This is a genomic window from Microbacterium sp. No. 7, assembly GCF_001314225.1.
Taxonomy (GTDB): domain Bacteria; phylum Actinomycetota; class Actinomycetes; order Actinomycetales; family Microbacteriaceae; genus Microbacterium.
Genome location: NZ_CP012697.1, coordinates 3,705,484 through 3,724,550 on the forward strand (window position 1 = coordinate 3,705,484; position 19,067 = coordinate 3,724,550).

General features: G+C 74.2%; 18 protein-coding genes. 10 read left to right on the forward strand and 8 right to left on the reverse strand.

Annotated elements, in window-relative coordinates; all coding sequences use genetic code 11:
- Positions 1-71 precede the first annotated feature (71 nt).
- The 8 genes from AOA12_RS23665 (at position 72) to secA2 (ending at position 10,012) form a co-directional block, all read left to right on the forward strand.
- Positions 72-1,058: a lytic transglycosylase domain-containing protein gene (locus AOA12_RS23665; RefSeq protein ID WP_054685583.1), complete on the forward strand. Its 987-nt coding sequence runs from the start codon at positions 72-74 to the stop codon at positions 1,056-1,058.
- 106 nt (positions 1,059-1,164) lie between these two features.
- Positions 1,165-2,220: a FecCD family ABC transporter permease gene (locus AOA12_RS17245; protein WP_082406343.1), complete on the forward strand. Its 1,056-nt coding sequence runs from the start codon at positions 1,165-1,167 to the stop codon at positions 2,218-2,220.
- Positions 2,217-3,029 (forward strand): ABC transporter ATP-binding protein, encoded by an 813-nt coding sequence (locus tag AOA12_RS17250; protein ID WP_054687175.1) that lies wholly within the window; start codon positions 2,217-2,219, stop codon positions 3,027-3,029. The genes AOA12_RS17245 and AOA12_RS17250 overlap by 4 nt, the downstream gene beginning before the upstream one ends.
- Positions 3,026-4,096 (forward strand): ABC transporter substrate-binding protein, encoded by a 1,071-nt coding sequence (locus tag AOA12_RS17255; RefSeq protein WP_054685586.1) that lies wholly within the window; start codon positions 3,026-3,028, stop codon positions 4,094-4,096. Before AOA12_RS17250 ends, AOA12_RS17255 begins: the two co-directional genes overlap by 4 nt.
- Positions 4,093-4,974, forward strand: coding sequence for a class I SAM-dependent methyltransferase (locus AOA12_RS17260; RefSeq protein ID WP_054685589.1), 882 nt, complete (start codon positions 4,093-4,095; stop codon positions 4,972-4,974). The genes AOA12_RS17255 and AOA12_RS17260 overlap by 4 nt, the downstream gene beginning before the upstream one ends.
- Positions 4,975-5,300: 326 nt before the next feature.
- Positions 5,301-6,203 carry an ATP-binding cassette domain-containing protein gene (locus tag AOA12_RS17265; RefSeq protein WP_082406344.1) on the forward strand — a complete coding sequence of 301 codons (903 nt, stop codon included), beginning with the start codon at positions 5,301-5,303 and terminating at the stop codon, positions 6,201-6,203.
- Positions 6,200-7,567, forward strand: coding sequence for an FtsX-like permease family protein (locus AOA12_RS17270; RefSeq protein WP_054685591.1), 1,368 nt, complete (start codon positions 6,200-6,202; stop codon positions 7,565-7,567). The genes AOA12_RS17265 and AOA12_RS17270 overlap by 4 nt, the downstream gene beginning before the upstream one ends.
- Before the next feature lie 153 nt (positions 7,568-7,720).
- A complete protein-coding gene (gene secA2 / locus AOA12_RS17275; protein WP_054685595.1) occupies positions 7,721-10,012 on the forward strand; it encodes an accessory Sec system translocase SecA2 in 2,292 nt (763 codons plus the stop codon).
- 108 nt (positions 10,013-10,120) lie between these two features.
- Here the strand turns inward: secA2 and AOA12_RS17280 are convergent, their stop codons facing one another.
- The 8 genes from AOA12_RS17280 to AOA12_RS17315 are packed head-to-tail and all read right to left on the reverse strand — an operon-like array spanning position 10,121 to position 16,622.
- On the reverse strand, positions 10,121-10,981 hold the full coding sequence (locus tag AOA12_RS17280) for a hypothetical protein (protein WP_054685598.1): 861 nt from the start codon (positions 10,979-10,981) through the stop codon (positions 10,121-10,123).
- A 44-nt stretch (positions 10,982-11,025) separates the two neighbouring features.
- Positions 11,026-11,346: a cupredoxin domain-containing protein gene (locus AOA12_RS17285; RefSeq protein WP_054685602.1), complete on the reverse strand. Its 321-nt coding sequence runs from the start codon at positions 11,344-11,346 to the stop codon at positions 11,026-11,028.
- Complete coding sequence (locus AOA12_RS17290; RefSeq protein WP_054685609.1) at positions 11,343-11,687, reverse strand: cupredoxin domain-containing protein; 345 nt, start codon at positions 11,685-11,687, stop codon at positions 11,343-11,345. The genes AOA12_RS17285 and AOA12_RS17290 overlap by 4 nt, the downstream gene beginning before the upstream one ends.
- Before the next feature lie 13 nt (positions 11,688-11,700).
- Positions 11,701-13,335 (reverse strand): multicopper oxidase family protein, encoded by a 1,635-nt coding sequence (locus AOA12_RS17295; RefSeq protein ID WP_054685613.1) that lies wholly within the window; start codon positions 13,333-13,335, stop codon positions 11,701-11,703.
- A complete protein-coding gene (locus AOA12_RS17300; RefSeq protein ID WP_054685617.1) occupies positions 13,332-14,651 on the reverse strand; it encodes a hypothetical protein in 1,320 nt (439 codons plus the stop codon). The genes AOA12_RS17295 and AOA12_RS17300 overlap by 4 nt, the downstream gene beginning before the upstream one ends.
- Entirely contained in the window at positions 14,648-15,310 is a 663-nt protein-coding gene (locus tag AOA12_RS17305) for a methylamine dehydrogenase light chain (protein ID WP_054685620.1), read from the reverse strand. Before AOA12_RS17305 ends, AOA12_RS17300 begins: the two co-directional genes overlap by 4 nt.
- Before the next feature lie 51 nt (positions 15,311-15,361).
- The gene (locus AOA12_RS17310) at positions 15,362-15,964 is read right to left on the reverse strand and encodes a redoxin domain-containing protein (protein WP_054685622.1); all 603 of its coding nucleotides are present in this window, start codon (positions 15,962-15,964) and stop codon (positions 15,362-15,364) included.
- Positions 15,965-16,010: 46 nt separating this feature from the next.
- Entirely contained in the window at positions 16,011-16,622 is a 612-nt protein-coding gene (locus AOA12_RS17315) for a MauE/DoxX family redox-associated membrane protein (RefSeq protein ID WP_054685625.1), read from the reverse strand.
- A gap of 225 nt (positions 16,623-16,847) precedes the next feature.
- Here AOA12_RS17315 and AOA12_RS17320 point away from each other — a divergent pair, with 225 nt between their 5' ends.
- Together AOA12_RS17320 and AOA12_RS17325 are read left to right on the forward strand one after the other, a co-directional pair.
- Positions 16,848-18,344: an APC family permease gene (locus tag AOA12_RS17320; RefSeq protein ID WP_197280962.1), complete on the forward strand. Its 1,497-nt coding sequence runs from the start codon at positions 16,848-16,850 to the stop codon at positions 18,342-18,344.
- On the forward strand, positions 18,341-19,063 hold the full coding sequence (locus AOA12_RS17325) for a helix-turn-helix domain-containing protein (protein ID WP_054685630.1): 723 nt from the start codon (positions 18,341-18,343) through the stop codon (positions 19,061-19,063). Before AOA12_RS17320 ends, AOA12_RS17325 begins: the two co-directional genes overlap by 4 nt.
- Positions 19,064-19,067 lie beyond the last annotated feature (4 nt).

Genomic DNA, 19,067 nt, shown 5'->3' on the forward strand with positions numbered 1-19,067 from the left:
GGCACCCAGGCTGGGGGACTTGTGCCGCCCGTCACCCGAGCCGGCGGCGCTCCCCGAACGTAAGGACACCCATGCCCGAACGCGCCACCGCGCCCGCTCATCGCCGCTCGCTGACCGCTCTCGTGGGAGGTGCGCTGCTCATCGGACTCGTCGCGGGAGGCGCGCAGGCCGCCCACGCGATGCCGCTCACGCCGGCCGCACCCGCGGCCGTGCCCGGCGCGGCCGCGAGCACCGACGTGCACGACGTCGCCGAGGCCGCCCTCGACCGCGCGCAGCAGGCGAAGGCCGACGCGGCCGTCGTGCGCGCCGAGGTCACCGCGTCGGCGCTCAAGCTCGCCGACACCGGCATCGACCTGGAGACGCTCACCGCGAACGCGAGCTGGCTCGACACGACGACGTCGGTACCCGCTCCGCTGCTGCACGAGTTCACGCAGCGCACGCTCGACGAGGCCGCCCGCATCGAGGAGCGCATCGCCGACGTGCGCGAGCGGCTGAACAGGGCCGTCGCGCAGCGCGAGGCCGAGCTCGCCGCCGCCGAGGCCGCGCGCATCGCCGAGGAGAAGCGCATCGCGGAGGAGAAGCGCCTCGCCGAGGAGAAGCGCCTCGCCGAGGAGAAGGCCGCGGCAGAGGCCGCCGCCGCGGAGGCCGCGGCCGCCGAGGCCGCCCGCTCGGAGAGCGGCTCGTGGGACTCGTCGGACTCGTCGGCGTCGTGGGCCTCGTCCGCTCCCGTCGCCGCGTCGGGCGACAACTCCCCCGACGGCGCCCGTGCGACGGCGGCCGCGATGGCCGCGTCGCAGTACGGCTGGGGCGACGACCAGTTCCAGTGCCTCGACGCGCTGTGGCAGCGCGAGTCGGGCTGGAACTACCAGGCCTACAACGCGTCGAGCGGTGCCACCGGCATCCCGCAGGCGCTGCCCGGCAGCAAGATGGCGAGCGCCGGCAGCGACTGGCAGACCAACGCGGCCACCCAGATCGCGTGGGGCCTCGGCTACATCGCCGACCGCTACGGCACCCCCTGCGGCGCCTGGGGCCACTCCGAGTCCGTCGGCTGGTACTGAGCTGTGCGCCTCGCCTCGGAGTGCCGAGGCGGGGCGCATAGATTCGCATTTGCGGATAAAAGGTCCATATACTTCCGCATATGCGACAAAATGACGAGCCTCGTTCGTGAGGGCGCGCGTCCCGGAGACCGTCAGCGCATCGTCGCCCCGCCGCGCGGCGGTCGTGCTCGGGCTGCTGATCCTCCTTGTGGTCATCACCGCGCTGTCGCTCCAGATCGGCCGCTACGGGCTGTCCCCCGCCGAGATCCTCGGCGTCGTCGCACGAGCGCTGAACGGCACCCTTCCGGCGAGTGACCAGGCCGCGGCCGTGCTGTTCAGCGTGCGGCTGCCGCGCATCGGGCTCGCCATCGTCGCCGGTGCGGCGCTGTCGGCGGCCGGCGTCGCCTTCCAGGGCCTCTTCCGCAATCCCATGGTCTCGCCCGATCTGCTCGGCGTCGCCTCGGGAGCCAGCGTCGGCGCGTGCATCGGCATCCTGCTGTCGCTGTCGGGCCCCATGATCCAGCTGCTGTCGTTCGCGTCGGGGCTCGCGGCGGTGCTGCTGGTCGTCGGCATCAGCACCACCGTCACGCGGACGAACGGCGGCGGGCTTCTCATCATGGTGCTGGCGGGCATCGTGATCTCGTCGCTCGCTTCGGCCGCGACGTCGCTCACGAAGTACCTCGCTCCGCCCGAGACCAAGCTCCCCGAGATCACGTTCTGGCTCATGGGCAGCTTCGCGCGCAGCAGCAGCCTGACGAACCTCGCGCTGATGTGCGCGGTCTTCGTGATCGGCGCCGTGCCGCTGCTCCTGCTGCGCTGGCAGCTGAACGTCATGGCTTTCGGCGAGGAGGAGGCGCAGGCCCTCGGCGTCGACACCGGTCGCGTGCGCCTCGTCGTCATCGTCGCGGCCACCCTGCTGACCGCGACGACGGTCGCGCTCTGCGGCGTCATCGGCTGGGTGGGACTGGTGATCCCGCACATCTGCCGGTTCCTGGTCGGGCCCAACCACCTCATCCTGATGCCCTGCTCGATGGTCGTTGGCAGCTGCTTCATGCTCGGCGTCGACAACGTCGCGCGCGCCACGACGGCGGGCGAGATCCCGCTCAGCATCGTCACGGCGCTCATCGGCGCCCCCGTGTTCCTCTACCTGTTGTTCAAGGGGCAGCGCTCGTGGTCGGCATGACCCTGCGCGTCGAGGCGCTCACGGGCGGCTACGGATCGCGCGCGGTCGTCCGCGACGTCGACCTCACCGTGCACGCCGGCAAGGTCGTGTGCCTGCTCGGCCCGAACGGCGTCGGCAAGACGACGCTGTTCAAGACGATGCTCGCCCTGCAGCCCGCGCTGAGCGGTCGCGTGCTCGTCGCCGACCGCGACCTCGCCGCGCTGTCGCGGCCCGAGATCGCACGCCTGATCGGCTACGTGCCGCAGAGCCAGCAGACGCCGTTCGCCTTCACGGCGCTCGACGTCGTGCTGATGGGACGGACGGCGCGGCTTCCGCGATTCGGCGCGCCCGGCCGGACCGACCGCGACGCGGCGCTCTCCGCGCTCGATGCGCTGGGCGTGACGCGTCTCGCCGGCCGGCGCTTCACCTCGCTGTCGGGCGGCGAGCGGCAGATGGTCATGATCGCGCGGGCGCTCGCGCAGGAGCCCGCGTTCATCATGCTCGACGAGCCGACGGCCAGCCTCGACTTCGGCAACCAGGTGCGCGTGCTCGACCAGGTCGTGCGACTGGCGGAGGCGGGGATCGGCGTCGTGATGACGACGCATGCGCCCGACCACGCCTTCCTGTGCGATGCGGAGGTCGTGCTGCTCACGGGCCCCTCCCGGATGCAGCGCGGGCCGGCCCGCGACGTGCTCACGTCCGAGCGGCTGAGCGACGCGTACGGCGTCGACGTGCGCGTCGTGCCGTCGCCGCACGATCGCCGCATCAGCTACTGCTACCCCCTCCTCCCCACCATGGCCGCCCGGCCCGACCCCGAAGGAACCCCATGAGAACCCGCTCCCTGCGTCTGTCCGCCGCCCTCGCGCTGCCGCTCCTGCTCCTGGCCGGTTGCTCCACCGCCGCTCCCGAGGCGACGACGTCCGAGACCTCGGCGCCGAGCAGCTCGGCGCCGGCCTCGGGCACGTCGGCGACCCGCACCGTCACCGACCAGTACGGCACACGGATCGAGATCCCCGCCGACGTGCAGCGCGTCGCCCCCACGATCGGCGCGTTCGGCCACATCACGGCGGTCGTCGGCGCCGCCGACAAGATCGTGGCCACGATCCCGTCGCTCGGCGAGGGCCTGTTCCACGAGGTGTGGCCGCAGGCGAACCCCGACGGACACGACACGGCGAACGTCGAAGAGATCATCGCCTCCGGCGCACAGGTGGTCTACGGCCCGAACGTCACCGAGGAGGTGACCGCGCAGCTGGAGGCCGCGGGCATCGTGGTCATCACGATCGACAGGTTCGGCACGCCCGACGAGATGATGACGGCGATCGAGCTGATCGGAGACATCGTCGGCGACAACGGCCCCGCCCGGGCATCCGCCTTCACCGATTTCTACGCGGAGACGATCGCCGACGTCGAGGACCGTGTCGCCGGGGCGGAGCCCGTCAAGGTCCTGAACCTGCGCGTCGGCGGCGACGGATACCGCACCGTCGGAGGCAACGACATCTCCTCCGCGTACGCCGCGTCGGCGGGCGGCGACGTGGTGTCGGCCGACGTCGACTCGCCCGACGGCACCGTCGGGGCGGAGCAGATCCTGGCGTGGGCGCCCGAGGTGATCTTCACGATGGGCCGCGCGGCGCGCGAGCAGATCGTCGCCGACCCCGCGCTCGCGAGCGTGCCGGCCGTGCAGAACGGCGCCGTGTTCACGGAGCCCTCGGGCACCTACCCCTGGTCGGTCCGCTCCGCCGAGGGCGTGCTCATGCCGGTCTTCCTCGGCACGATCCTGCACCCCGAGGCCTTCGCCGACCTGTCGCTGGCCGAGGTCACGCAGGCCTTCTACGAGCGGTTCTACGGATACGAGCTCAGCGACGAGCAGACCGCGGCGGTGCTCGCCGGGAGCGAGTGAGCGTGCTGATCAACTGGGCGCAGTTCCAGAACCTGCGGTACGTGCCGCCCGCGGGCGGGCCGGGGAGCGGCGTGCGCTGGGACGAGCACGCCGTCATGTACGCCAAGATGGCCGAGCTCGAGCGCGACTACACGCCGCACCAGGTCGCGGCGATCCCGTGCCGTGCGACGGACACGGTGCTCGACATCGGATGCGGGCCCGGCCGGCTCACGGTGCCGATGGCCCGCCGTGCGGCGTCGGTGACGGCGATGGACAGCTCCCCGAAGATGCTCGCGGGCTGCGCCGCCGCCTGCGAGGCCGCCGGCGTCGGCAACGTGACCACGCTGCCGCTGGACTGGCACGACGCCGTCGCGGGCGGCAACGTCGACCGTCACGACGTCGTCGTCTGCTCCCGCACGGCCGCCCTGGACGACCTGGAGCGGCTGTCGGGGTTCGCCCGCAAGCGCGTGGCGATCGTCCTGTGGGCGAACGCCCCCAGCATCCCGCCGATCCTCGATCGGCTGTTCGCCGGCGCGCAGGAGCAGCGGCTCGGCGCCGCTCCCGGTCATCGCGCCGTCCGCGCCCTGTCGTACAACGTGTCGTTCAACGTCGCGTACGACCTGGGCTACGAGCCGAACGTGGCGATCGTCCCCGACGGCTTCGCCCGCACGTTCGCGAGCGCCGAGGAGCAGTACGACTACCTGCGCGACCTGCGGCCGATGGCAGCGGGACCCGCGGCGGAGGCCGCCTTTCGCGCGAACGCGGATCGCTTCACCACGATCGCGCCCGACGGATCGCGGACGTTCCGCATCGAGACGCGATCGGTCGTGCTGTGGTGGGACGTGCGCCGGCCGGACTACTCGGAGATCTGGGATCACCCGGCCGGCGCGCCGGGATAGGCATCGGGGGGCGGCGGATCATGCCCGCCGTGGCCGCGCTCCTCTCGCCGTGTCCGCCACCCTCGTGCAGTACACCTGCATCGAAGACCCCCGCGGACCCGGCTGCCCGTAGACGCCCCGCCCGACCCCCTCGCGAGGGTGCTGGTTATCTCACCGAGGGTGCCTGTTGTCTCGTCGAGGGTGCTTTCGCCAGCTGAGCGAAAGCACCCTCGCGGGAACAACCGGCACCCTCGCGGGGAGGGGATGCGGGAAGGTCATCCTCGCGGCGTATCGGGATACACCCGGCGGGCGACGACGCAGCGCGACCCGGCGGCGAGGCTGGAGGCATGCATACTCCCGCCGTGGCCGCCACCGGCCTGACCAAGACCTACGGAGACCTCCTCGCCCTCGCGGACGTCGACGTGACGATCGCCCCGGGCGAGGCCGTCGCGATCATGGGCGCCTCGGGCTCGGGCAAGACGACGCTGCTGCACTGCCTGGCCGCCGTCATCGCCCCCGACGCCGGATCGGTGCGCCTCGCCCGCCCCGGCGCGGAGCCCCTCGAGCTCGTCGGGCTGAACGAGAACGAGCGGTCGGCGGTGCGCCGCACGCTCGTGGGCTTCGTGTTCCAGGACCACCTGCTGCTGCCCGAGCTGACCGCGGTCGAGAACGCGGCGCTGCCGCTGCTCGTCACGGGGATGCCGCGGGCCCAGGCCGAGGCGCACGCCGCCGGCTGGCTCGCCGCGCTGGGACTGGCCGGCATGGAGCAGCGCCGCATCGGCCAGCTGTCGGGCGGCCAGGCGCAGCGCGTGGCGATCGCCCGCGCGCAGGTGACCGGCGCGCCGGTCGTGTTCGCCGACGAGCCCACGGGGGCCCTCGACACCGCGACGGGCGACGAGGTGATGAGCGCCCTGCTGCAGGCCACGATCGGCCAGGGGCGCAGCCTCGTCGTCGTGACCCACGACCCCGAGGTCGCCCGGCGCTGCCACCGCGTGCTGCATATGCGCGACGGCCGCATCCACGCGCCCGGCATCCCCGGAGCAGTCAGCGCACCCGGTACACCCGGCATCCCCGGCACAGCCGGCGCGCACGCTGCTCTCGGCACACCCGCCGCACCCGGCGTCCCCGGCACAGCCAGCGCACCCAGCGCACCCAGCACACCCGGCGCACCCGGCATCCCAGCCGCGCACGCTGCTCTCGGCGCACCCGCCGCCGCCGGCGTCCCCGCCGCGGCGGAGGCCCGGCGATGACCGCGGTGGCGCTGCCCGTGCCGCCGGCCGCGACCGCGGCATCCGTGTCTCCCGTGCATCGCGTGCTGACGCTCACGGCGCTGCTCGCGCGCCCCTCGCGGCAGGGGCGCGCCGCGATCGTGCTGCCCGTCGTCGCCTTCGCCGTCACGACGGCGCTGCTGCTCGTCGTCGCGGGCGGCACGCGCATGTTCCTCACGACCGCGAGCGGCGAGTTCGGCGAGCTGTACGTGTGGCTGAGCCTGCTCGCCCTCACGCTGCTCGCGGTGCCCGTCGCGACCCTCGGCGCCGCGGCGGCGCGCCTGTCGAGCCGGCGCCGCGGCGACCGGCTGGCCACACTGCGGCTGCTCGGCGCGACGAGCGCCGAGGTCTCGACGATGACGGTCATCGAGGCGTCGGCGACCGCCCTGGCGGGCGCGATCGCGGGCGTCGGCCTCTACGGCCTCGTGCTGCCCCTCGTCGGGCTGCTGCCGTTCTTCGGCGGACCCGTGGGCGTCGACGCCGTGTGGGCCGGCTGGCCGCTCGTCGCCCTCGCCGTCGGCGCCGTCACGCTGCTCGCGACGGCGAGCGCGGCCGTGGGGCTGCGTCGCGTGCGCCTCACCCCGCTGGGCGTGCGGCGCCGCACCGACGCTCCCCCGCGACGGCTCGCGCTGATCGTCGTCGGCGCCGTGCTGCTGGCCGTCGTGGCGCTGCTCGTGGCGAACCCGTCCGCGCTCATGCAGCTGCTCGGGCCCGGCATCCTGCTGGGCCTGTTCGCGGCCGCGATGCTCGTGATCAACCTCATCGGCGCGCCCCTCGTCGCGGCGCGGGGCCGGCGCATCGCCCGGCGCGCCGACACGCCCGCGAAGCTCATCGCGGGCCGCGAGCTCGCCGCGAACGCGGCGACGGCGTGGCGGCGGGTGTCGGGCATCGCGGCGATCGCCTTCACGGCCGTGGTCGGCGGCGCGGGCGCGAGCATCGCCGACCTGGCGGGCGACGAGGCGGGCACGATCTTCGCCGACATCCGCACGGGCGTGCTCGTGACCCTCGGCGCCGGGTTCGTGCTGCTCGCATGCTCCGTCGGGGTGACGCAGGCGGCGTCCGTGCTCGAGGACCGCGACCTCATCGTCGCGCTCGACCGCCTCGGCGTGCCCGAGGCAGAGGTGCGGCGCGCGCGCCGGATGACCGTGACCGTGCCGCTGCGCTGGGCCGCCGTGGGCGGCGCGGCCGTCGGCGCCGTGCTCGCCTTCCCCATCGTCGGGTTCTCGGTGCTCGTCGCGCCGCTGCCGATCGCGATCGTCGCCCTCACGTTCGTGGCGGGCTTCGGCCTCGTGCTCGCGGCCCTGGCATCCACCCGTCCCCTGCTGTCGGCCGTGCGGCGCGGGTGACCGCGCGGCACGTGCCAGACCCGGCTGCTGCTGTTCACGATTCAGGAAGAATGCCCGGCCCGGCCGCTCACGCCCCGCATCCGGCCCGTTCTTCCTGAGTCGTGAACGGCACATGCCCCGGAAACACAGGCCGCACGTGCTTGGATGGGCGGCATGAGACGGTGGCTGGCCCGGGTCGCGAACGCGCCGGGCACGTCGTCGCTGCGCCGCTTCGAGAGGGATGCCGCCGCCGCGGCCGCCCACGCCGACCGTGCCGCGGCGCGGGACGACGCCGATCTCGCCGCCGCCGCGCGGGCCGCCGCGCGGACCGCGCCCGGCTCCCCCGAGCTGCTCGCCCTGCTGCGCGAGGCCGCGACCCGCGCGATCGGGCAGCGCCCGTTCGACGGGCAGCTCGCCGCGGCATCCGCCCTGGTGAGCGGTCACGCCGTCGAGCTCGACACGGGCGAGGGCAAGACGCTCGCGGGCGCCCTCGCGGCGGCGGGCCTCGCGCTCGCCGGCCGCCGCGTGCACGTGCTCTCGGTGAACGACTATCTCGCCGAGCGCGACGCGACCTGGATGGGTCCGCTCTTCGCACTGCTGGGGCTCACCCCTGCCTGGATCGGCCAGCGCACGTCGGCGGACGACCGTCGTCGCGCCTACCTCGCCGACGTCGTCTACGCGCCCGTCAGCGAGGTCGGCTACGACGTGCTGCGCGACCGCTTCGTCACCGGAGCAGCCGACGCCGTGCGCCCCGTGCTCGACGCCGCGATCGTCGACGAGGCCGACGCCGTCATGATCGACGAGGCGATGTCGCCCCTCGTGCTCGCGGGCTCGTCGGACGACGAGGCCGACGACGTCACCGACGCCGACGCGCTCGTGCGCGCACTGGATGCCGGCGTGCACTTCGCCGTCGACGACGATCGCGCGACCGTCTCGCTCACCGATGCGGGGCTCGATCTGCTGGAGCGCCGGCTCGGCGGCGTGAACCTCTTCGACGAGGCGCACGCGCCGCTGCTCACGCGCGTCAACCTCGCGCTGCACGCGCACGTGCTCGTCGCGCGCGACGTGGACTATCTCGTGGACGACGACGGCATCCGGCTGATCAACACGGCGCGCGGCCGCGTCGCGCACCTGCAGCGCTGGCCCGACGGCCTGCACGCCGCCGTCGAGGCGAAGGAGGGCGTCGCGGTGTCGTCACCGGGTCGGGTGCTCGACACGCTCACGGTGCACGACCTGCTGCGCCGCTACGCGACGCTGTCGGGCATGAGCGGCACGGTGCTGGCGGTCGCCGCGGAGCTCGCGGAGTTCTACGAGCTGCCCGCCGGGCGCATCGAGCGGCGGCTGCCGAACCGGCGCGTGGACCACCCGGATCGGGTGTTCCCGGATGCCGGAAGCCGCGAGCGCGCGGTCGTCGAGGCCGTGCGGGCGCGGCACGAGGCGGGCCGCCCCGTGCTCGTGGGCACGCAGAGCGTCGCCGAGTCGGAGCGGCTGGGCGCCGTGCTCGCGGAGGCGGGCGTCTCGGCGCGCGTGCTCAACGCCCGCAACGACGCGCAGGAGGCGGCGGTGATCGCCCGTGCGGGCGAGCCGGGCGCCGTCACGATCTCGACGCAGCTGTCGGGCCGGGGCACCGACATCCGGCTCGGCGGTCCCGACGAGGCCGCCCGCGACGCGGCGGCGGATGCCGGGGGCCTGGCCGTGATCGCGGTGGGACGCTATCCGTCGCAGCGCCTCGACGCGCAGCTGCGCGGCCGCGCGGGTCGGCAGGGCGATCCGGGCGAGACGCTCACGCTGGTGGCCGCGACCGACGAGCTCGTGCGGACGCACACGCCGCCGCACCTGCTGCCCCGGCTGCACGCGGCCGTGGCAGGGCACGGCGCTGCGGCGGGGCACGGTGCCGCGGCGGGGCACGGTGCCCTGTTGGGGCGCAGGACGGCAGGCGCCCGCACGGACGCCGCGGTGCGCGTCGTCGACCAGGCGCAGCGCATCGCCGAGGGGGCCCGGCGCGACCGGCATCGCGCCACGTGGGCGTACTCGCGCGCGATCGCGCGGCAGCGCGACACCGTGCTCGCGCACCGCGACGAGGTGCTGCGCGGGGAGGTCGACGGCGCTCGGCTCGGGATGCCTGCATCCGCCGCCGCGCGCGACGTCGTGCTGTGGTGCCTCGACGAGCAGTGGTGCGAGCATCTCGCGCACCTGAGCGCCGTGCGCGACGGCATCCATCTGCAGGCCCTCGCCGGACTGAACCCGGCCGACGAGTTCCACCGCATCGCGCTGCGCGCCTTCGCGGGCTTCTTCGACGAGGCCTATGCGCGCGCCGCGGCGCTGCTGGCCGCGCCGACCGCGCTGCGCCGCCCCTCGGCGACGTGGACGTACATGATCAGCGACAACCCGCTCGGCACCCCCATGGACCGCGCGGTCCGCACCGCCGGCCGCTGGGTGCGCACGCACGTGTACGGGCTGGAGTGAGGCATCCGCCCCCCCGACCCCGTGCACGACTCAGGAAGAAACCCCGGTGCCGGCCGCGCACGGCCCGCACCGGGGGCATTCTTCCTGAGTTGTGAACGGCAGCGCGCCTCAGACGGCGAGGGCCGCGGCGGCGAAGGCGGCGAGGCCCACGAGGCCGGCGCCCGTGATCGCCTGCACGCGGCGGTCGACGAGGCACATCGCCGAGAGGAAGCCCGGCATCGTGCCGCCGGCGCGCGTGTGCACGATCGCCGCGAGGCTCGGCAGGCAGCGGCCGAGCGAGACGACGGTGAACAGCACGGCGCCCAGCACGGGATCGCCCGCGAGCACGAGCCCGAGCACCAGCAGGTAGTAGGCGCTCGAGCGGATGAAGATGACGAAGCCGGGGCCGATCATCGTGCCGAACAGGAACGACACCCGGTTCGGCGCCATCGTGCGGCGCAGGTGCCGCGGCAGCTGCCGGCGCCGCATCGGCGTGGGCATGCGCAGCGCGCCGAGCTCGTGCAGCCCGTAGAGCAGCGCGGCGACGGCCCAGATGCCGAGCGCCCAGCCGACGCCGACGACCCCGCCGACGAGCAGGCCGAGCGCGCCGAGGATCGCGCCGGTGGGCGCGCCCGTGAGGATCGACCCGAAGGCGTGCCAGGCCAGGCGGCGGGCCGGCGTCGACGAGCCCGGGCGGTCGGGCTGCTTGGGCGCCGCGACGACGCCCGCGACCGACATGCCGCACGTCGACCAGTTCGCCGCGATCGCGGTGAGCAGGCCCGCGCCGACGACCGCGGCGGTCATGGCGGTGGATGCCGCGGGTGCGGCGACCAGGGCGGCGCCCGCGCCGACGACGGCGGCGCTCACGGGCAGCAGGGCGCGCGCCCGGCCGGGCACCGCCTCGGCGACGGTCGGGCGGAGCTGGGGCAGGTCGGCGTCCAGCACGGGGTGCGACAGGCTCTCCCGCAGCGGTGCGTCGATCGTTGTCATGGGATTCCTCCATTCACGGGGCCGCGGTCGGAGCCGCGGCGGGATCATTCCGAGACGACGACGGTCCCGGTCATATAGGGGTGCACGGAGCACGCGTACGGATACGTGCCCGGCTCGGTGAAGGTGACGTCGTACGTGCCCTCCCCGACGATGTCGCTGTCGAACGAGGCGTCGTCGGCCTCGACGTGGTGGTAGAGGCCCTCGTCGTCGAACCGCCACCGCACGGTGTCGCCGACCCTGACGGTCACCTCCTGGGGCGTGAACCGCAGGTCGCGGATGCCGACCTCGACGACCGCGCCCGCGCAGCCGGCCAGCACGGCCGGCGCGAGCAGCAGGGTCAGGGCGGCCACGCGACGCACCGTCATCCCTCGACGGTGACGGTGCCGACCATCATGGGGTGCGGCGTGCAGTGGTAGCCGAACTCGCCCGCCTCGTCGAAGGTGTAGGTGTAGCTGCCCTCGGTGAGCAGCTCGCTCTGCAGCACGCCCTCCAGCGGACCGTCGCCCGCGACGTCGTGCGGCATGCCGCCGTCGTCGAAGACCCACTCGACCGTGTCGCCGGGCTTCACCGTGATGTCGGCGGGCTGGTACGACATGTCGGTGACCATCACCGTCACCGCGGGCTCGGGTGCGGCGTCGCTGCACCCGGCGAGCACGACGACGGCGGCGGCGAGCGCGACGGGGACGACGAGAGTGCGGAGCTTCATGGATGGCGTCCTTTCACCGGATGTACCGCAGGTTCGCGGTCATCCCTGCTTCGAAGTGGTAGGAGTTGTGGCAGTGGAACATCCACTCGCCCGGGTTGTCGGCGTCGAACTCGATCGCGAGCTCGGTGCCGGGCAGCACGTTGACGGTGTCGCGGCGCAGCCCGCCGTAGTCGGGCACGGCGAACGTGTGACCGTGCGTGTGCATGGGATGCCACATGTCGGTCGCGTTCGTCATGGTGATGCGCACGCGCTCGCCCTGCTTCATGACGAGCCGTCCCGCGTCGTCGCCGGCCATGCCCCACGCGTACCGGTCGCCGGCCTGGATCAGCTCGACGCGGTAGTCGCGGTCGGGCGCCCGGTCGTCGAGCACCACGGATGCCGCGGGCCGCAGCTCGCTCTCCATGACGAGGCGCCGGCCGTGCTCGGGCAGCGACGCGGGCAGCGGTCCCGAGAGCGGCACGGAGTCGGCCGTGCGCAGCACGGTGGCGGCGTGCCCCTCGCGTCCCTCGACGGCGGCGACGATCGGCCACGCGCCCGACTGCACGGTGAGGAGCACGTCGACGCGCTGCGCCATGCCGAGGATGACGGTGTCGGCGGTCTGCGGCGTGACGTCGAAGCCGTCGACCGCGACGATCGTGAGCTCGTGCCCCGCGACCGCGAACCGGTAGGGGGTCTCGGCGGCGGCGTTGATGACGCGCAGCCGCAGCCGCTGGCCCGCGACGGCCTCGACCGGCAGCGGGTCCTCGGGCGGCCGTCCGTTGACGAGGTGCAGCGGGTAGGCGATGTGCTGGGTCATGCCGCCCAGGGGCGCGGAGTCGCCGTGCCCCTGGGCGACGAGGCGCATCGCCGCGGCGAGCTCGCCGTCGGGGACGCCCGGCGCCGCCGACGGCGAGGCCGAGGCGCCGCCGTGCCCGCCGTGCCCGCCGCCGAGGGCGGGGTTGAGGGCGAGCAGCACGGCGTCGGGCGTCACGCCGAGCCCGTCGACCCAGTCGTCGAGCACGAGCACGGCGTCGGCGTCGGCCCCCGTCGCGTCGGCGGGGTCTTCGACGATCAGGGCGCCGAACAGCCCGCGGTCGGCCTGCAGGCCGCTGTGCGAGTGGTACCAGTGCGTGCCCGGGTCGGGCGCGATGAAGTCGTAGTCGAACGCGGGCCCGCCCGGTGCGATGGGCGCCTGCGTGGCCGGGGCCGCGCCGTCCATGTCGTTGCGGATGCGGATGCCGTGCCAGTGCACCGTGGTGTCCTCGGGCAGGCCGTTGGTGACGGCGACCTTGACGCGGTCGCCCTTGCCGAGCCGCAGCTCGGGCGCGACGGCGTTGCCGCCGAACGCCCACGTGTGCACCTGCCGGCCGCCGAGGTCGACGAGCGCGGGGGCGGCCGCGAGCGCGAACGTCGCGGTGCGGCCGCTCGCGGCCCGCGCGGCCTCGGCGGCGGCGACCTCGGGGTCGGTCGCCAGGATGTAGTCGTGCCCGGAGCCGGCCGCCTGCGCCGCACCGCCGGCCGCGCCGCTCGCCGAGGCGCAGCCGCTCAGCCCCAGCGTGCCGAGGCCGAGCGCGCCGAGCCCCACGGCGCCGGCTCCCACGGCGCCGAGCCGCAGGAATCCGCGCCGACCGAGGGTGCGTGCCGGCAGGCCGGCTCCGGGCCGGCTCATCCGATCACCTGCGGGGTGATGATGCGGCTCGGCGAGTCGGTGAAGCCCTCCAGCGTCGACCGGGAGGTCTCCGCGCCGGTGAGGGCGTCGAAGCCGACGATCTCGGTGGCATCCTCCGCCCCCGTGCCGACGACGTAGAGCGTCGCCCCGTCGACGGAGTAGCCGACGCCGTCGATCGACGTGAGCTTCATGCCCTCCAGCTCCAGCGTGGCGAGCGTGCGGAACGTGGCGGGGTCGGAGAGGATGAGCTTCACCTCGTCGCCGCCGTCCTTCGAGTGCGGGTGGATCGCCGAGTCGGTGTAGCTGATGACGAGGCTCGTCGCGGGATTGTTGATGATCGCCTGGTCGAAGCGGCCCGAGTCCTGTCCCGCGTTGCCGACGGGCGTGACGGATGCCGCGGGCAGGCCGTCCGAGACGTCGAGCACGTAGACGTCGCCGTTGGCCGAGACGAGCAGCGCCGTGCCGGCGTCGTGCGCCATGCTCGCGTGCCGGTTGCTGACGAAGTCGCCCGGCAGCACGGCCTCGCGTCCCGTCTCCTCGATCGATCCGTCGTCGGCGATCGTCAGCTCCAGCAGCTGCCGCTTGTCCTCGCACACCGAGTAGACGCGGTGCTCGACGGCCCACGTGAAGGGGCCGCAGCCGGTGAGCTGCAGGGCGCCGGTCTCGGTGCCGTTCTCGAGGTCGTAGACGCGGATGCCGAAGAACGCGTCGTCCCAGAAGGCGAAGAACCTTCCGTCGTCGGTCACGGCGCTCGATCCCCAGCGCGAGTGCGGGCGCGTGTAGTCGGGGGTGAGGATCTCGTCGGGCTCCAGCAGGTTGCCCGAGTAGGTCGAGATCGTGAAGTCGGCGGCGCCGCGCGACCCGCGCGGGCGCCACACCTCCTGGGCGAGCAGCGCGGGGTCGTCGGACGTCGCGCCGACGAAGGGGTGCAGCACGGGGTCCCAGATGCCGGGGCCGGTCGCGAAGAGCGCCGTGACGGCGCCCGTGGCGGGGTCGACGGCGGCGGAGGTGATCTCCAGCCCCCAGCCCGAGCCCATGATCACGATCTGGTCCTCGCCGATCGGCTGGATGCGGCCGACGTGCAGCTTCTGCGGGATCTCGTCGTCGGAGGGGATCTCCTCGTCCGACGAGCCGAGCGTCGTCGTCTCGTCGGTCTCGTGCCATTCCTGCACGGGGTGCGTGACGCGCCCCTGCTCCAGGCCGAGCGGGGTGGTGCCCTCTTCGGCATCCGGGCTCGCCGTGCAGGCGCTCAGCGCGAGGGCGCCGACGAGGACGAGGCCGGCGGTGCGGATGCCGCGTGCGCGTGTCGTCGTCATCGCGATCCCGCCCCCGCCTTCGGGCGCACGGCCGGGGTGACCTGGCAGTCCTTGCCGATGATCGGCGCCATCGTGCACGTGTACGCCTGCGACTCGTCGGAGACGCACCAGATGATCTCCTGGTCGAACGAGCCCGAGACGGGGTTGTACATGATGGCCTGGTTGTCGGGCTGGCCGCAGAAGGTGTTGGAGCAGCCGGGGGCGCCGCAGCAGTCGTAGTAGGCGATGAGGTAGGTCTTGCCGTCCTCGGGGTTGGTGCAGCATCCGACCCAGAACTCGGCGCCGGGCTTCGAGCCGGGCGAGCAGGTGGTCATGCCGCCGCCCGCGCACGACGTGCACGGCGTGCCGTCCATGTTGCACCAGCGCCAGTACTCGCACACCGACGAGTCGCCGGTCTGGTCGAAGGCGGGGAAGAGCTGCTCGGCCGGCTCCTCGGCCGCCGCCGCGAGCGCGGCGCGGGTGACGGGGAGGCTGCCGATGATGGCGACGCCGGCGGCGCCGATGCCCCACCGGCCCAGCAGGCCGAGCATCGAGCGGCGCGACGTGCGCTCGGACATGCGGCGGCCGAGGCGGCTCATGAGGCTGCCGCCGCGCCCGGCCATCCACTCGGCCTGTTCCTGCATGGTCGACTCGTCGACCGGGTATCTGTTCTCAGTCATGTCGGTGCGATCTCCTTCGCGTCCGTGCTCGTTCGGGGAGGGGGCCAGGGTTCAGTGCGTCAGCGCCTGCTCGTGCAGGTGCTGCAGCGAGGGCGTTCCGGTCTCCAGGGCGTTCAGCAGGCTCTCGACATGCGCCATCTGGTTGCACAGCCCCTTGGCGCGGATGCGGCCGTGCGCGTCGAGGATGACGCCGTAGGGGGTCGTGCCGACCTGGTAGGCGATGCCCACGTCGCGGGCGTCGACGTAGGAGAGCTCGTCGCGGATGCCGGAGCCGGCGAGGAAGGCGGCATGCTCCTCGGGGGTGCCGTCGGAGATCATGACGACCTCGAGGTCCTTGCGCTCGGCCTTCGCGAGCGCCTTGATGCCCGGCAGCAGGCTCTTGCACGTGGAGCACTTGGGGCCCGTGAACATGAGCAGCTGCGGCTTGTCGCGGTGGCCGCCCACGCTCACGACGCGACCGAGGTGGTCGGACAGGCCGCGGAACGAGGGACCGACCTCTTCGATCTTGGGCCCGTTGTCCATCATCCGCGCGCCGAGCGGCCCGAGGCGCACCTGCACGCGGCCGATCTCGCGGGCGAGGGCGAGGTTCATGAGGAACAGGAACGCGACGGCGATCGCGAGCACGATCACCGCGGTGAGGAGGAAGACGGTCATTCGAGGATCCTTCGGTTCAGGTGCGTGGTGTCATGGGTGCGCGGCGTCAGGCGTGCGCGGTGTCGCGTGCGCGCGGCGTCGTGTGCGCGCGCAGCTCGGCGGCGGCGCCCGCCAGGTGCGTGTCGACCGAGCGGCGGCCGGGGTGGAAGACGGGCCGCAGCGCGACCGTCGAGAGGCCGGCCGCGACGACGACCCCGGCGAGCGCGAGGGCGAGCAGCGACTCGGGCAGCGGCGTCACGGCGAGGCCGTAGCCGCCCGGCGCGAGCGCGAGCGCGGCGGCCGCGGCGGCGAGCACGAGGGCCCGCACGGCGTGGAGCCAGCCGATGCGCGGGGCGTGCCCCGCGGCCGCGAACGAGAAGCAGCCGCAGTCGAGCTCGCGCCGCCCGCGCAGCAGGTTGATCGCGAGCGCCCCGAAGAACACCAGGAACAGCGCGGATGCCGCGGCGGGCGCGAACGGCACCGCGAGGCCCGTCACGAGCAGGGCGCCGAGCGCGACCTCGCCGAGCGGCAGCAGGGCCGCGACGACGCGCTCCAGGGGTGCGGGCAGCAGGCGGTAGCCCTGCACGGCGGCGAGCATGCCCGCGCGGTCGCGCAGCTTGGGGATGCCGGCCAGCAGCAGCAGAGCGCCCAGCAGGGCCGAGATCAGCATCCAGATCATTCGTCGCGCTCCTCGTCACAAGTCGTCGGGGACATCGGGTGCCCCGACACTCCCAGCGGCGGTTTTCGCGGGTGGTGCCGCGGTGTGAAGATCCGCCGACGTGGAGCGGGACGCGGCATCCGTTCTCGGCATCCGGCGTTCCACACCGTGTGATCGGGGCGAAACACGGCGGTGCGCACGGGGCAATACCGCGCGCATAGCGTCGGTGTCTCGACGGGAGGCGCAGTGCGGTCATTGGAACGGGCGATCGCCCAGCGGGTGCCGGTCGCGGGCCTGGAGGCGACGTCGCCGCTCAACGGGCTGCGCCGGCGGCGGGCGGGCGGCATCGACGTCGTCGCGCAGTCGGTCGCGGCGGTCGCCCCCGCGGGCGTCGCGCTCGTCAACCCGGGCGTCGTGGGCGACCAGGCCGGCGGGTTCGCGACGATCGCGATGGCGGCGACGATCGTCGTCGTCGTGCTGCTGGCCGCGACGATCTCGGTGTTCGCCCGGCGCATCGCGAGCACGGGCTCGCTGTACACGTTCGCCGTGCGCGGCCTGGGCCGCACGGCCGGCATCGTCACGGGCGCAGCGCTCGGCCTGGGGTACGCGGGCATCGCGCTCGGCTGCCTGCTCGACTCGGCGCGGCGCATCGCGACGCTCCTCGCGGGCGGGACGCCGCCGCCGTGGCTCGCGGCGGTGCTCGTCGTGGGCTTCGCGGCGTTCGTCGCGGTCGTGGTCATGCGCGGCGTGCGCATCTCGACGCGCGTGCTGCTCGTCGTCGAGGCGATCGGGATGATCGCGATCGTCGCGGTCGCCGTGACGGTGTTCGCCGCGCACGGCTGGAACCTGTCGGCGCTCGTGCCGCGCATGGACGCGGGCATCGACCTGGACGCCGTGCTGTCGGGCATGGCGGTGGGCCTCATCGCCTTCGTCGGCTTCGAGTCGGGCGTCGCGCTCGGCCCCGAGACGCGGCGGCCGCTGGCGACGGTGCCGCGCGCCCTGCTGTGGACGGTCGTCGCCGTGTGCCTGAGCTACCTCATCGGCGCCTCGGCGCACACCGTGGGCAGCGCGTCGTCCGGAGCGGGCGCGGCGGCATCCGGCGGCTCGGCGGGCGGCTCGTCCGGCGGCTCGGACATCGCGCTCGCGGCGATCGGCGAGGCGGTGGGGTGGCGCGGCATCGGCCCGCTCGTGGAGGTGATCGTGGCGCTGTCGTTCCTCGCGTGCACGCTCGCGACGACGACGGCGCTCGTGCGCCTCACGTTCGTGATGAGCCGCGAGGGCCTGCTGCCGGGCCTGTTCGGCCGCACCGGCTCGCGGGGCACGCCCGCCCGCGGCGGCGCCGTGATCACCGCGGCGGTCGCCGTGATCCCGCTGGCCGCGGTGCTCGTCGCCCCGCTCGACCCGGCTGTCGACCGCGCCGCCGACACCGTGTCGGTCATCGGGTACACGCTCGCGTACCTGCTCGTCGCGCTCGCGGCGCCCGCCTTCCTGCTGCGCATCGGCGAGTTCCGGTGGATCTCGGCGCTGCCCGCCGCGCTCGTCGGCGCCGCGCTCGCGGCCACGCTCGTGCACTACGTCGTCGTGCCGCCGCGCGGCGACGTGGCCACGATGTGGGCCTCGGTGGCGCTCATCGCCGGCGTGGCGGTCGCGCTGCTCGTGCGCGCCCGGCATCCCGGCGTCGCCGGCCGGCTGGGGATGTACGACTCGCCCGTGACGGCCGACACCATCGGCGGCCAGACATGAGCCAGTCACGGGCCGAGCGCGCGTCGGGCGCGATCGGCAGCGGTGACCGGCTGGCGCTCGCGTTCGGCGTGCTCGAGCTCGTGGCGCAGCGCCGCACCGGCATCTCGGCGAACGAGCTGGCCGAGACGCTGGGCGTCGGGCGGTCGACCGTGTACCGCGTCGTGAACTCGCTCGTGCAGCAGGAGTTCCTGCTGCGCCGGCCCGACCTCACGGGGTTCATCCTCGGCGTGCGCGTCGTCGAGCTCGCCCAGCTGCTGTCGTTCGCGCCGCGCCCCGAGGCCGTCGTGCTCACCGAGCTGCGCCGCGAGACGGGCGCGGCCGCGCATCTCGCCCGGTTCGCGAACGAGCGCATCGAGATCGTCGACGAGGACCCCGATCGTCCCCTCGCCGACGCCGCGACGCTCGTCGCGGAGCCGGCGCGCTCGGCGATCGGCCACGTGCTGCTCGTGGAGCTTCCGCCCGCCCGCGCGGCGCGGGTCGCGCGGGTTCCGCGGGAGGAGGTCGTCGAGCTGGCCGAGGCCACCGCCGTGCGCGGCTACGCGCAGCAGGTGGGGCTGATCGAGCCCGGGCGCGCGTGCATCGCCGTGCCCGTGCGCGTCGGCGACCGCCTCGCGGGCGCCCTCGCCCTCGCGTCGGAGCCACGGCGCATCTCCGCCGAGGCGCGCCACCTCGGCCGCCTGCGCGAGGCGGCCGACCGCGTCGCCGCGCTGTGGGGATGAGCCC